This window comes from Nocardioides sp., from assembly GCF_014360585.1.
GTDB lineage: Bacteria > Actinomycetota > Actinomycetes > Propionibacteriales > Nocardioidaceae > Nocardioides.
Genome location: NZ_JACIXG010000034.1, coordinates 1 through 13,935, shown reverse-complemented (window position 1 = coordinate 13,935; position 13,935 = coordinate 1). Strand labels below are relative to the sequence as shown.

Genomic DNA, 13,935 nt, shown 5'->3' with positions numbered 1-13,935 from the left:
GAGTGAACCAGGCACAACACCCCGAGCTCGGTCCCGAGCTGCCGGGGATGACCTGCCTGGGCCGGCTCGGCTCGGGCGGCTTCGCCGACGTCTACCTCTACGAGCGTCACCACCCGAAGGTCCGGGTCGCGGTGAAGCTGATGCGGTCCGCCGACCTCGCCGAGGCCCAGCGGGCGCAGTTCGCCGCGGAGGCGGCGGTGATGGCCGAGCTGGCCGAGCACCCGTTCATCGTGCCGGTGCACAGCGCCGGCGAGACGCCCGACGGCCGCCCGTACCTGGTGATGGGCTACTACCCCAACAACGACCTCGGTGCTCGGGTACGCAACAACCCGATGAAGGTGCAGGACGCGCTGCGCTTCGGGATCCAGATGGCGTCGGCGGTCGAGACCGCGCACCGCGCCGGGATCATCCACCGCGACATCAAGCCGTCCAACATCCTGCTCTCCCGCTACGACGTGCCCGGTCTGGCCGACTTCGGCATCGCCGGCCGTCCGCGCGACGACGAGGGCGACATCGGGGTCTCGCTGCCGTGGTCGCCGCCCGAGGTCCTCACCTCCGCGTCCAACGGCTCGGTGGCCTCCGATGTCTACTCGCTGGCCGCGACCGTCTGGCACCTCCTCGTCGGCCGGTCACCGTTCGCGGAGCGCGGCAACAACTCCGACCGCGCCGTCTTCTCCCGCATCCTGCACACGGCTCCGCCCGCGACGGGTCGGCCCGACGTACCTCCGTCGTTGGACCGGGTCCTGCAGCAGGCGATGGCGAAGGACCCGACCTACCGGCCGAGGACGGCCCTCGACCTGGCCCGGCACTTCCAGCGGATCGAGCAGGAGCTGCGGCTCGGACGCACCGAGGTGCAGGTCCTCGACCGCGACGCCGGCGGCAGCGGGTCCATCCCGGTCGTTCCCGACATCGCGGCCGCCCGCGGCGAGGGACCGACCACGGGCTCCGGCCGTGCGCATCTCCCTTCCCCGCCCTCCGACCCGGAGATGGAGAAGGCCACCGACCTCAAGCCGCCCTCCCAGGTCATCGCGCAGGCGCCGATCACCCAGCCACCGGCCTCGCTCGCGTCGACGCCGGTGGCGGACGCCGGCTCGCCCTCCGGCGACCGCACCCGGTTCAGCTACCCGCGTACGGATGAGGGCCCCTCCGTCCTCACCGGCGCGCTCCCGGGCGAGACCCGCAGCAAGACGCCCGCGATCATCGGCGTCGTCGTCCTCTTCCTCATCGCCGCCACCATCGGCATCATGCTCTCCCGCGGCGGCGAGGACGAGAAGCCCGACGAGGTCCCGCCCCCGCCCGTCGAGACCGACCTCCCCGGCGTCACCGGGCCCGCCGCACCGGGCAAGGTGAAGGGCACGCTCGACGGCAACCGCGCCGTCTTCACCTGGTCCGGCGTCCCCGGAGCCACCGGCTACAAGTGGGTCGGCGACAACTCCACCAGCGGGAACGTGAACCGTCCCAAGGCGGTCGTACGCCTCGAGGGAGCCACCAAGGTCTGCATCCAGGTCCGCTCCCTGGGTGAGAACGGCAACGTCTCCCAGGGCGCCGCCCAGGCCTGCGTCAGCAAGTAGCCCGCCGCGGGCGATACTGGGCGCATGCCGAACAACCCAGCGCAGACCGTCCCGGTGGCCACGTCAGCGAAGCTGGCCGACGGCCGCGAGATCTGGTTCTTCGACGAGCAACCGACGCTGCGGTCGGTGCACGACGAGCGGCCCCTGGAGCCGCGGGCGGGCGGGTCGCAGCTGCGCTGGGACCGGCTGACCGCGACCTGGACGGCGGTGGCGGGACACCGGCAGACGCGTACGTTCAAGCCGCCGTCGAACGAGTGCCCGCTGTGTCCGTCGGTCGACGGCAGGCTCACCGAGATCCCGGCCGAGAGCTATGACGTGGTGGCCTTCGAGAACCGGTTCCCGGCGCTCTCGACGGTCGCGGTCGGCGAGGCGACCGGGGAGCCGTTCGTCTCCCAGCCGGGGCAGGGCCGGTGCGAGGTGGTCTGCTTCACCAGCGACCACGAGCAGAGCTTCGTCGATCTCCCTCCCGAGCGGGTGCGGACGGTGCTGGCGGCGCTCGCTCACCGCACCGAGCAGCTGACGGCGATGCCGGAGGTGACCTACGTCTTCTGCTTCGAGAACCGCGGCGAGGAGATCGGGGTGACCCTGCAGCACCCCCACGGCCAGATCTACGCCATGCCGGTGCTGCCGCCGCGGATCGAGTCTCTCGTGAACGCCGCCGACGTCCACCGCGACGCGACCGGCGAGTGTCTGCAGTGTGTGGTGCTCGCCGACGAGATCGCCGACGGGTCGCGGGTGGTGACCGAGAACGAGTCGTTCGTGGCGTACGTGCCCTATGCCGGTCGCTGGCCCTACGAGATCCGCGTCGTGCCGCGGCGCCACGTCGGCTCGCTGCCGGGGGTGACCGCCGACGAGATGAACGACCTCGCGGCGCTCTACCAGGAGTGCCTGCGCCGGTTGGACGGGCTCGACGACGCCGGTCCGGTGCCCTACATCGCCGGCTGGCAGCAGGCACCGACCGGCCGTGAGGAGACCTGGCACCTGGCCGCCGAGATCTTCACCATCCGGCGGGCGCCGGGGCGGCTGAAGTACCTGGCCGGCATCGAGTCCGGCGTTGCGCTCTGGGTCAACGACATCCCGCCGGAGACCGCGGCCGAGCGTCTTCGTGAGGCGCTCTAGAGACCCTGCCAGTCCGGCTTGTCCGCGTAGACCTCGCGGTAGTAGTCGCGGCGTACGAGGCGAGAGGCCGCGGCCTCGTCGAGCAGCACGGAGACGTGGGGGTGGAGCTGGAGGACCGAGGCAGGACAGCTCGCCGAGACCGGGCCCTCGACCGCTGCGGCGATCGCCTCGGCCTTGCCCTCCCCGGTCGCCAGCAGAAGCAGGTGGCCGGCTCTGGTGATGGTGCCGAGCCCTTGGGTGAGCACATGGTGCGGCACCGCGTCGGGCGAGCCGAAGAAGCGTGCGTTGTCCTTGCGCGTCGTGGCCGTGAGCGTCTTGATCCGGGTCAGCGAGGCCAGCGACGAGCCGGGCTCGTTGAAGGCCAGGTGGCCGTCGGAGCCGATACCGAGGAGCTGCACCTGGATCCCGCCCGCTGCCACGATGGCCGCCTCGTAGCGCTCGCCGGCGTCCGGCAGCGTCGCCTCGGTCGGGTCGGGACCGTGGACCCGCTCGGGAGGGATGCCGATCGCGTCGGTGAGCTCTCGCCGGATGGTCGCCAGATAGGACTGCTCGTGGCCGTCGGGGAGGCCGACGTACTCGTCCAGGTTGAACGTCTCCACGCCGTCGTAGGACGGTCCGTGGCCGTCTTGGGCGCGCCGGACGAGCTCGACGTACGTCGCCAGCGGCGTCGAGCCGGTGGCCAGGCCGAGCACCGCCGGGGCACCGGCGGCCGCCCCGCGGCGGACGACGTCTTCGATGGTGTCGGCGGCGAGGGAGGCCACCTGGGCCGGGGTGTCGAGGACAACTACTTCCATGGTCAGTCCTTGGTCGGAGTGATCGTCGGAGTGATCAGAGCGGCGCCGATGGCGGCGACCGGAGCGGCGGAGACCACCCTCAGTCGCGAGGCGAGCTCGAGGGAGGCGAGGAAGGGCGAGGCCTCGGTCTGCCTGACGAGCGCGGCCGCGATCGCCTCGCGCAGCGGCTCACCGACCGTCGCCACTCCCCCGCCGATGACGACGCGTTCGGGGTCGACGGCAAGAGCGAGCGCGCGTACGGCGGCGGCGACGCCGTCGGCGAAGCGGTCACGGACCACGACGGCCGCCGGATCGCCCGCGGTCGCTGCCGCGAAGAGCGCGGCCGCGGGGTGGCCGGTGGCGGTCGGCCAGGCGGCCGCGAGCGCGGCGCCCGAGGCGACCAGCTCGAGACAGCCACGCTGCCCACAGCCGCACACCGGGCCCTCCGGGTCGACCGGGAGATGCCCGACCTCTCCGGCTGCGCCGTGGAAGCCGCGGCGGAGCGCTCCGCCGAGGTAGAGGCCGGCGGCGAGGCCGGTGCCGAGCGAGAGGTAGACCAGGTCGTCGACGTCCTCGACCGCGTGCGCGCCGAGCGTGGCCGCGTTGGTGTCGTTCTCGAGGGTGACGACCGCTCCGGCCCGCGCGCCGAGGAGCTCGGCGAGCGGGAAGGCGTCGCCGTCCAGACCCAGGTTGACCGCATGCTTCACGGTGCCCGCTCGGGTGTCGACTATGCCGGGGATGCCGACCCCGATCGAGCTGATCTCGCCGTCGGCGAGGGCATCCCGCAGGCTCGCGACCACCGCGGCCGCGCTCTTCACGACGCCCTCCGCGCCCGGGGTGGTGGCGGCACGGTCCTCGGCCAACACTGCCCCGTCCGGGCCGATGGCGATGCCGTGGATCTTGGTCCCGCCGATGTCGAGGCCGACCCGTGCGGGGTTCACCGGTCGGGGGCTCACTGGTCCCAGCCCGATCGTCGCAGCACCTCGGTCACGGCGGCCGCGCCCGGCAGGGAGAAGCCCTGCGGACACAGGCGCGGCAACCGCCGTCCGTCGTACGTCCCGGGCCAGCCCCATTCCACCAGCACCGCAACGCCGCGGAGCTCCGCGACGGTCTGGCCGACGTCGGGGCGCCGGTGGGCGTCGCGCACCTGCACGATGAGGGGCGCATCTGGGAGATCAGGGAGCGGTTCGCCCGGGCGCAGGACGACGTCCGGAGGAAGACCCCAGGGGACGTCGCCGACGGCGATGTTCGCCTCGGTGTCGACGCTCACCACCCGGGCACCGGCGAGGTCCGGGATATCGGTGAGGTCGCTCGCCGTCGCGAGCGCGCGGCGGGCACCCTCGATCGAGCGCTGCTCGAGCTTCGGATCGACGTCCGGGCGCTGCTGGGTTCCGGGGAAGGCGGCGAGCAGCCGGTCGATACGCGCGACAGCATCCTGGAGCCGCTCCAGCGCGAGCTCACCGGACTCGACGGCGGCCACGATCGCGGCGGTCGTGTCGCGGACCAGCGAGGCGGGCTTGTCGGGACCGAGGACGAGCAGGTCGGCCCCCGCCGCGAGCGAGAGCACCGCGGCAGCCGGGATCCCGCGCTCGGCAGAGGCTCCGGCCATGTCGAGGGCGTCGGTGACGATCGGCCCGTCGAAGCCCAGCTCGCGCAGCAGGCCCAGCACCGGCGCCGAGAGCGTGCCGGGCAGGTCGGGGTCGAGCGCCGGCACCACGATGTGGGAGGTCATCACCGAGGCGGCGCCGGCCTCGACGGCCGCCAGGAACGGGACCAGCTCACGCTCGTGAAGCGTCGCCAGGTCGGCGTCGAGGACAGGCAGGGCGACGTGACTGTCCTGGCCGGTGTCGCCATGGCCGGGGAAGTGCTTGACGCAGGCGGCGACACCGGCCGACTCCAGGCCCCGCACCCACGCGGCGACGTGCTCGGCGGCCACGCCGGCGTCGTGGGAGAACGACCGGGTCGCGATCACCGGGTTGTCGGGGTTGGAGTTCACGTCCGCGACGGGTGCGAGGTCGAGGTTGACGCCGGCCCACGCCAGCCGTGCTCCGACGGCCCGGCCGGTCTCCTCGGTCAGCGCCAGGTCGTCGGCTGCGCCGAGGGCAGCGGCCCCGAGCACCGAGGAGCCGGTGAGCGCCTCCAGCCGGGTGACGTCCCCGCCTTCCTCGTCGATGGTGATCACCGGGGCCCGGCCACCCAAGGCAGCGGCGGATCGGATCTCGGCCGCCAGGCTGCGTACGGATTCCGCACCGGCCCCGGTGTTGGTGCCGAAGAGGCAGATCCCGCCCAGGCCTTCGCGGAGCAGGTCGGCGTGGTCGGCGGGCAGCGTGGCGCCGGCGAAGGCGGACACCTGGACGCGCAGCGCCAGGGTCTCGACGGCTGACGAGGGCGGCATCACGACACTCCCAGCTCGCCGGCGAGGACGAGCACCGCAGCCCCGACTATGACGACGTCCTCGCCGAGCGTGGACGTACGGAACTCCAGCCGCTCGCCGCTGACTGGCATCGTCCGCTCGCGGATGATCCGATCAGCGGTCTCCCGCAGCGGTCCGTCGAGGAGCTCGGCCGGCCCGGAGAGGACCAGCTCGTGAAGATTGAGGGTTCCGACCACGGGCGCCAGTGCCTTTCCAAGATGTTCTCCGGCTTCCACGAGCGCATCGTCGTGGCCTGTCTCGATGCGTTCCCGCAGGCGCGGCACCGCGAGGAAGGTCTCCAGGCAGCCCGAGCGGCCGCATGCGCACAGCGCGCCTCCGGGGTCGACGGTCACGTGCCCGAGCTCACCGGCCGCGTCGACGAAACCATGGAGCAGCGCGCCCTCGAGCACGAGACCGGCACCGACACCGGTGCCGACCCGCACGAGCATCAGCCCGCCGTCGCCGGACTGCCCGAAGGTGTACTCCCCCAGCACCGCCGTGTTGGCGTCGTTGGCTACGTACGTCGGTCGGCCGGTCTCGCGGCGCACATGCTCGGCCAGGGCGACATCGGTCCAGCCCAGGTTGGGCGCGTCGATCACGGTGCCGTCGGCCGAGACGACACCTGGGCTGCCGATCCCGATGCCGAGGATCGGCCGGGCGGAGCTGGCGATCAGCTCGGTGACCAGACCGGTCACGAGGCGCACGGCCTCGCTTCCGGTGCGCCCCTCCCGGCACCTGGTGGTGCGGTGGACGACGTCGCCGGTCAGGTTGAGCACGGCCCCGGCGACCTGGTCGTCCCCGGAGACGTCGATCGCCACGATGTGGGTGGCATCGGCGGCGAGCCCGACCAGCATGGGCGGCTTCCCCACCCGGCTCTCCACCGGCGCACCGAGCTCCTCGACGAGCCCGTCGGCGAGCAGGCTGCCGACCAGATCAGAGACCGTCGCCCGGGTCAGACCGGAGGATCGAGCCAGGTCGGCACGGCTCGCGGGACCCACCGCGAAGAGGTGCTGGAGCACCAGAGAACGATGATGACGCCGCGCATCTTCCTGCAGCAGCTTCCCGATCGGCCGCAACGTACGCCGTCTCGCCTTCGACATGTTTGTTAGTCCATCGTACTTATTAATGGTGCGTCAAGTCGACGCGACATTTTCCCCGCCGAGACGTCACATTCTGACCTCTCGACGGGTCAGACGATGGCGGCGAGCTGGGCACGGGTTGGGATGAAGGGTTGGATCCGGAGGGACATGTGGGCCTCCTCGGGCGTGCGGTTGCCCTTGCGGCCGTTGCACCTGCCGCATGCCGCCACGGTGTTCATCCACGTCCACCTGCCGCCGCGCGACTGGGGCAGCAGGTGGTCGATGGTGCGAGCGTGGCCGCCGCAATAGGCACAACGATGCTGGTCGCGCTTGAGCACTCCCTCACGGGAGTAGCCGGCCGGGCGATACATCCAGTGCATGGCGATGTAGCGGACCAGCCGCACCGCCTTGGGCCATGGATGTGGCCCGATCATCTTGTCGCCCTGTTGCTCGTGGACCACCGCCACCTCGCGGAACAGCATCCGCACGGCGTGCTTGAACGAGACCCTCCCGAGCGGCTCGAAGGAGGCGTTGTACAGGGTCACTGCACCCATGGTCGTGGTCATGCTCGGTTACCTCCCAGGAGAGTCGGATAGAGATCGCGTGTCGATCGGACGGAAACACTGGACTGAAACAAAAGAGGGGCCGCCCCGGCGAGACGGACATGTCTCGCAGGAGCGGCCCGGAGTGATCCGGTGCAGCTATGCACCCAGGTCACTGTCGGCTCCCGCGGGCATGAGGGTCGCGCTCGTGCGCAGCGGTCAGCGACCAGGCCGCCGGGGCGGTGGTCGAGTGCTGCGCGTTCATGGCTGGACCTTCGGTTGGGCTTGGATGACTGAGCCCGGCGCGAACCGGGTGCTACCAGAATAGAACGAACACCCTCCACCTACCAACGGTTTTCGCAGGTCAGCAGCATGTCGTTCGGGTTAACTACAGCCAACTCGCATCGTTTGTGCCCGTTAGCGACAAGATCCGCCGATCTGGACTGGACTGACCACCGAGCCAATCCCTGGGTATGGTCGGTCCATGGGCTTGACCTCCGCTGAGCTGATCGACCTCGTCCTCGACCCCGGCACGTGGACTCCCTGGGACGCCCCGCCGTCCTACGGCGAGATCCCGGAGGCGTACGCCGCTGACCTGGCTCGCGCGCGAGAGCGCGCCGGGACCGACGAGTCGGTGGTCACCGGAGAGGCTCGGATCGCCGGACGACGGGTGGCGGTGGTGCTCTCGGAGTTCCGATTCCTCGCCGGATCGATCGGGCGTGCGTCGGCCGACCGGCTCATCGCAGCCGTGGAGCGGGCGACGCGGGAAGGACTGCCGCTGCTGGCCGGGCCCGCCTCGGGCGGGACCCGGATGCAGGAAGGTACGCCGGCATTCGTGCAGATGGTGCGCATCGCCGAGGCGGTCACCCGGCACAAGGCGGCCGGACTCCCCTACCTCGTCTATCTGCGCCACCCCACCACCGGCGGGGTGATGGCCTCCTGGGGCTCTCTGGGGCATGTCACCGTCGCCGAGCCCGAGGCGCTCCTGGGCTTCCTGGGGCCAAAGGTCTACGAGGTGCTCAACGGCCGGCCCTTCCCCTCCGGGGTCCAGGTCGCGGAGAACCTCTTCGCGCACGGCCTGGTCGACGGCGTCGTACCTCCCGACGAGCTCGCCGGGCTCGTCGACCGCGTACTCACCATCCTCGACCTCCGGCACGAGACGTCACTCGCGTCGGCCGAGACGTCAGCGAGTGACGCTTCGGCCGACGGGAGTGACGCTTCGGCCGACGCGCGCGACTTCTCGGCGATCGACACCTGGGACGCGATCACGCGGTCCCGGCGGGCGGACCGACCAGGGGCGCGAGCGCTGCTCCGGATCGCGGCCTCGGACGTCGTACCTCTCAACGGCACCGGGCAGGGCGAGCGCGACCCGGGCCTGATCATCGCGCTGGCTCGGTTCGGGTCGGCGCCGTGCCTGGTGCTGGCCCAGGACCGCCGCGAGCAGGCCCATCAGCCGCTCGGCCCGGAGGGGCTGCGCGAGGCACAGCGCGGGATGAAGCTCGCCGCCGGCGTCGGCCTCCCCGTCGTCACCGTCATCGACACCCCCGGCGCCGCGCTGTCGGCCGAGGCGGAGAACGGCGGCATCGCCGGCGAGATCGCGCGTACGCTGGGAGCGCTCGTCAACGTCGAGACCCCGACGCTCAGCCTGATGCTCGGCGAGGGCAACGGCGGCGGCGCGCTCGCCTTCCTCCCGGCCGACCGGGTGGTCGCCGCCCAGCACGCCTGGCTCTCTCCGCTGCCGCCAGAAGGCGCGAGCGCGATCGTGCACGGCAACTCCGACCATGCCGCCGAGATGGCCGAGGCGCAGCGGGTCCTGGCAGTAGACCTCCTGCAGATCGGCGTGGTCGACCGGATCGTCACCGAGTCCCCCGACGCCGCCGACGAGCCCGTGGCCTTCTGCCGCCGGGTCGGCGCGATCCTGGAGGACGAGCTGCTCGCGCTGCTCGCCGCCGGCCCCGGCGACCCTGCGGCTCGGGCTGCTCGTTACGCGGGCTGACTCGCGCGGATCCGAGGACATCCGCAGCGACGTCCGCCACGATGGGGTGGCTCGGCGCTGCCGACTCCGGCAGCACCCCCACACTGTCGATCGGAGTTTCTCGTGCCTCAGATCAATCGCCTCCTCGCCGTCGCGACCATCTCGCTCGCCACCGCCCTACCCGTTCTCGGCGCCACCCCGGCGCAGGCCCAGGACGGGAGCTTCAGCGCGCTGACGTACAACATCGCCGGTCTCCCCGAAGCCATCTCCAGCGCCCCGACACCCCGCAAGAGCGCCACCAACGAGATCGGCCGCCGGATCGACGAGTTCGACATCGTCAACGTCCAGGAGGACTTCAACTATCACGCCTACCTCTACGAGACCGACGCGCACGCCCACCGCACCCCGACGTCGGGAGGCGTGCCGTTCGGCAGTGGGCTGAACAGCCTGCACCACCAGCCGTACGAGGCGCTCGACCGCGTCACGTGGAAGCACTGCTGGATCGGCTCGGCCGACTGCCTGACGCCGAAGGGGTTCACCTTCCACCGCGCCCAGATCGCCCCTGACTCCTGGATCGACGTCTACAACCTGCACGCCGACGCCGGCGACGGCGCCCTGGACGAGGCCGCTCGACGCGGAAATCTCGAGCAGCTCACGGCGTACATCTCCGCGCACTCCGCCGGCAACGCCGTCCTGGTCATGGGTGACACGAACACGCGCTACACCCGCGAGGGTGATCGCATCTCCGACTTCGCCGCCGCCAACGGGCTCACCGATGCCTGGGTGGAACTGGTACGCAACGGCGACGAGCCCGACCGCGGCAGCCCCGCCCTGGCGTGCCCGGAGGTGAACCCAGGCGTGGAGTGCGAGATCGTCGACAAGGTGCTCTACCGCGACGGCGACGGCATGGATCTGAGCGCGACCTCCTACCGCAACCTGGACGCCGACTTCCGTGAGGACGGCACCGGTCTGATGCTCTCCGACCACTTCCCCATCGCGGTCGACTTCAGCTGGACCACCGACTGATCGGATAACCCCTTGCGCGGGGGCTGAACACGTGTTTAGCATTGAACATGCGTTCAGCCTCCGCCGACCAGAGCACCCGCGAGCGAATCCGCGACGCGGCCGTGCTGCGGTTCGCGCGTGACGGCTTCGGCGCCTCGGTCCGCACGATCGCCACCGACGCCGGAGTGAGCCCGGCCCTTGTGATGCATCACTTCGGCTCCAAGGACGCCCTGCACGCCGAGTGCGACGAGCGGGTCCTCACCGAGATCCGCGCCGTCAAGAACGAGTCGATCGACGACCTGGCATCCGGGAAGGGCATCCTGCACCGGTTCGCCGCGGCCGACGAGTACGCGCCGATGCTCGGTTACGTCCTGCGCTCGGTCCAGGACGGCGGCCCGGTCGGCCGCAGCTTCATCGAGCAGATGGTCGAGGACGCGGTCGGCTACACCAAGCACGGCGTAGAGGCGGGCCTGATCAAGCCGAGCCTCGACGAGCCTGCCCGCGCGCGCTACCTGACCCTGTCGGCCCTCGGCGTGCTCATCCTCGAGATCACCCTCAACCCACCCGAGGACCCCGCAGACCTCGGCAGCATCGTGCGCGACTTCATCACGACCAGCTACCTCCCGATGATCGAGCTCTACTCCCAGGGTTTCTTCACCACTCGCCGCATGCTCGACGACTACCTGCTCTACGTCCCCGACCCGCCACAGGACCCCGCCACGGAGCCCCCGTCTGAATGACGCCAGGCCGTCGGCGTACGTCCTTCTACCCTCCCTACGCGGAAGCGAGCTAGCCATGTCCGAAACCACCCCCGCGGTCGAGATCGCGGGCCTGCACAAGTCCTACGGCTCCTTCAAAGCCCTCGACGGCCTCGACCTGATCGTCGAGCCCGGCCAGGTGGCCGGTTTCCTCGGCCCCAACGGCGCCGGCAAGTCCACCGCCATCAGGGTTCTGCTCGGACTGCTGCGCGCCGACGCCGGCACCGCGCGCCTCTTCGGCGGCGACGTCTGGCAGGACGCGGTCGAGCTGCACAAGCGGATCGCGTACGTCCCTGGCGACGTGTCGCTGTGGGCCAACCTCACCGGTGGCGAGTGCATCGACTACCTCACCCGGCTCAAGCCGGGCGGCGACAAGGCCCGACGCAAGGCGCGCCGGGCCGAGCTGCTGGAGCGGTTCCAGCTCGACCCGACGAAGAAGGCGCGCACCTACTCCAAGGGCAACCGGCAGAAGGTCGCCCTGGTCGCGGCCTTCCTCGACGAGTCCGACCTCTACATCTTCGACGAGCCGACCTCGGGTCTGGACCCGCTGATGGAGGCCGTCTTCACCGAGTACGCCCGGGAGGCCAAGTCTGCGGGCTCCTCGGTGCTGCTCTCCAGCCACATCCTCAGCGAGGTCGAGAAGGTCTGCGACACCGTCACGATCATCCGGGCCGGGGTCGCCGTCGAGTCCGGAACGCTCGACGAGCTGCGCCACCTCACCCGCTCCGCCGTCGTCGCCACCGTCGGCGGCGACCCGTCCCCGCTGGGCAGCCTCGAGGCCGTCAACGACCTCGTGACCAGCCAGAACGGTGCCGGCACCCGGGTCGCCTTCGACGTGGACAACCACGCCGTCGGGGACGTCCTCAAGACCCTGACCGACCTCGACGTACGCGGTCTGACCATCACCCCGCCGTCGCTGGAGGAGCTCTTCATGCGGCACTACGGCGACGTCATCGAGACGGAGGAGGCGTGATGAGCACGCTTGCCCCGGCCGTCCCGAGGCGTACGCCGCTGGACTCCTTCGCCGGCACCTGGCACCTGACCCGGTTCATGCTGCGGCGCGACCGGGTCCGGCTGACGGTGTGGACGGTCTCGCTGCTGGCGTTGTACGCCTACTTCGTCACGGCGCTGAGCGCGCTCTACCCGACCGCCGAGGACCGCGCAGGACGGGCAGCGCTGATGGAGCAGCCGGCGTCGATCTTCCTCGGCGGGCCCAACTACGGGCTCGACGACTACACGATCGGCGCCATGTTCGCCAACGAGATGACCCTGTGGATGATCGGTCTGCTCGGCGTCATGAACATGTTCGAGGTCGTGCGCAACACTCGCGCCGAGGAGGAGAGCGGTCGGGCCGAGCTGGTCCGGTCCGGCGCGGTCGGGCGGCACGCGGCAGTAGCCGCGTCGCTGCTCACGGTGATCATCGCCAACGTCGTCTTCGCCCTGCTCGGCAGCGCGCTGCTCATCACCGCGGGCGACCTCGCCGTCGCCGACACCTTCGCGCTCTCGACGACGATCGCCGTCACCGGCCTGGTCTTCGCCGCCGTCGCCCTGGTCACCTCGCAGCTGACCACGAACGGGCGCGGCGCGACCGGTCTCGGTCTCGCGGTCCTGGGCGTCGCGGTGCTGGTGCGCGGCATCGGCGACCTGCAGGCCGAGCCCGGCGAGCACGGCACCTGGCTCTCCTGGCTCTCGCCGATCGCGTGGGCACAGCAGATGCGGGCGTACGTCGATCTGCGCTGGTGGCCGCTCGCGCTGAGTGTCGTGGCGATCCTGGTACTGCTCGCGCTCGGGGCCTTCCTGGCCTCGAAGCGCGACTTCGACGGGGCCCTGCTCACCGGCGGATCGGGTCGGGCCGAGGCTCCCTCGATGCTCTCGAACCCGCTCGCGATGTCCTGGCGCCAGCAGCGGATCGCTCTGTTCTGGTGGTTCCTCGGCACCTTCGTGATGTTCGGGGCGACCGGCACCTACCTCGGCGAAGGCGTCGAGGACATGGTCGACGACATGGCGGGTTCCAACCCCGAGGCAGCCAAGCTGTTCGGCGACGACCCGCTCACCGGGTTCCTGGCGATCATGATCCTGTACGCCGCACTGGCCGCTGCCGGGTATGCGATCGCCACCACGCTGCGGGCCAAGAGCGAGGAGACCGAGGGCCGGCTCGACATCACCTTGGCCAAGCCGGTCTCGCGTGGCCGCTGGTTCGCCGCACACCTCGCCGTCGTGGCGTTCGGCGCCTTCGTACTGACCATGATCTCCGGTGCGCTCGCGCTGTGGGCCGGTGCGCTGGTCAACGGTGAGGTCGAGCTGGCGACGTTCCTGAAGGGCGGCGCGGCGTTCCTGCCCGCAGTCGCGGTCTTCATGGCGCTGACCGCGGCCCTGTACGCCTGGGTCCCGAAGATCACGCCGATCGTCTGGGCGCTCTTCGCGTTCACCGCCATCACCGGGATGTTCGGGCCCCTCTTCGACCTCCCGGACGCCGTAGCCGGCATCTCGCCCATCTGGTGGGTCGGCCGCTACCCCCAGGAGCCCATCGAGCCGTCACACATGATCGGCCTCAGTGTGGTCGCAGCCGTTCTGCTCCTGGCTGCGTTCGTCGGCTTCCGCCGCCGCGACATCACGAGCTGATCTGGGACCGAGACGTGGGATTACTTTTTTAAAAGGGGTTAAAAAAAAATACAATATACTGTTCGCCACAAAGAAATA

Annotated in this window: 12 protein-coding genes; 7 read left to right on the top strand and 5 right to left on the bottom strand. The window is 70.8% G+C overall.

Going from position 1 to position 13,935, the window contains the following annotated elements:
- The first annotated feature begins 2 nt into the window (after positions 1-2).
- Both H5T77_RS13085 and galT read left to right on the top strand, forming a co-directional pair.
- Positions 3-1,571 carry a serine/threonine-protein kinase gene (locus H5T77_RS13085; RefSeq protein WP_292649879.1) on the top strand — a complete coding sequence of 523 codons (1,569 nt, stop codon included), beginning with the start codon at positions 3-5 and terminating at the stop codon, positions 1,569-1,571.
- A 24-nt stretch (positions 1,572-1,595) separates the two neighbouring features.
- Complete coding sequence (gene galT / locus H5T77_RS13080) at positions 1,596-2,690, top strand: galactose-1-phosphate uridylyltransferase (RefSeq protein WP_292649877.1); 1,095 nt, start codon at positions 1,596-1,598, stop codon at positions 2,688-2,690.
- On the opposite strand, the gene H5T77_RS13075 is transcribed toward galT, so the two are convergent.
- From H5T77_RS13075 to H5T77_RS13055, 5 genes are all read right to left on the bottom strand, one after another.
- Positions 2,687-3,484, bottom strand: a complete 798-nt coding sequence (locus tag H5T77_RS13075) for a glucosamine-6-phosphate deaminase (RefSeq protein ID WP_292649876.1) — start codon at positions 3,482-3,484, stop codon at positions 2,687-2,689. The two genes, galT and H5T77_RS13075, sit on opposite strands and share 4 nt — an antisense overlap.
- Before the next feature lie 2 nt (positions 3,485-3,486).
- On the bottom strand, positions 3,487-4,404 hold the full coding sequence (locus tag H5T77_RS13070; protein WP_292649875.1) for an ROK family protein: 918 nt from the start codon (positions 4,402-4,404) through the stop codon (positions 3,487-3,489).
- Positions 4,405-4,415: 11 nt separating this feature from the next.
- A complete protein-coding gene (locus H5T77_RS13065) occupies positions 4,416-5,858 on the bottom strand; it encodes a glycoside hydrolase family 3 protein (RefSeq protein ID WP_292649873.1) in 1,443 nt (480 codons plus the stop codon).
- Entirely contained in the window at positions 5,858-6,976 is a 1,119-nt protein-coding gene (locus H5T77_RS13060; RefSeq protein ID WP_292649871.1) for an ROK family transcriptional regulator, read from the bottom strand. Before H5T77_RS13060 ends, H5T77_RS13065 begins: the two co-directional genes overlap by 1 nt.
- 89 nt (positions 6,977-7,065) lie before the next feature.
- Entirely contained in the window at positions 7,066-7,521 is a 456-nt protein-coding gene (locus H5T77_RS13055) for an HNH endonuclease (RefSeq protein ID WP_292649869.1), read from the bottom strand.
- 460 nt (positions 7,522-7,981) lie between these two features.
- On the opposite strand from H5T77_RS13055, the gene H5T77_RS13050 reads away from it, so the two are divergent.
- The 5 genes from H5T77_RS13050 to H5T77_RS13030 all read left to right on the top strand — a co-directional run bounded on the left by H5T77_RS13050 (position 7,982) and on the right by H5T77_RS13030 (position 13,857).
- The gene (locus tag H5T77_RS13050; protein WP_292649868.1) at positions 7,982-9,493 is read left to right on the top strand and encodes a carboxyl transferase domain-containing protein; all 1,512 of its coding nucleotides are present in this window, start codon (positions 7,982-7,984) and stop codon (positions 9,491-9,493) included.
- A gap of 102 nt (positions 9,494-9,595) precedes the next feature.
- Positions 9,596-10,498: an exonuclease/endonuclease/phosphatase family protein gene (locus H5T77_RS13045; protein ID WP_292649855.1), complete on the top strand. Its 903-nt coding sequence runs from the start codon at positions 9,596-9,598 to the stop codon at positions 10,496-10,498.
- A 47-nt stretch (positions 10,499-10,545) separates the two neighbouring features.
- Positions 10,546-11,217, top strand: coding sequence for a TetR/AcrR family transcriptional regulator (locus H5T77_RS13040; protein WP_292649853.1), 672 nt, complete (start codon positions 10,546-10,548; stop codon positions 11,215-11,217).
- 55 nt (positions 11,218-11,272) lie between these two features.
- Positions 11,273-12,208: an ABC transporter ATP-binding protein gene (locus tag H5T77_RS13035; RefSeq protein WP_292649851.1), complete on the top strand. Its 936-nt coding sequence runs from the start codon at positions 11,273-11,275 to the stop codon at positions 12,206-12,208.
- Positions 12,208-13,857 carry an ABC transporter permease gene (locus H5T77_RS13030; protein WP_292649849.1) on the top strand — a complete coding sequence of 550 codons (1,650 nt, stop codon included), beginning with the start codon at positions 12,208-12,210 and terminating at the stop codon, positions 13,855-13,857. Before H5T77_RS13035 ends, H5T77_RS13030 begins: the two co-directional genes overlap by 1 nt.
- Positions 13,858-13,935 lie beyond the last annotated feature (78 nt).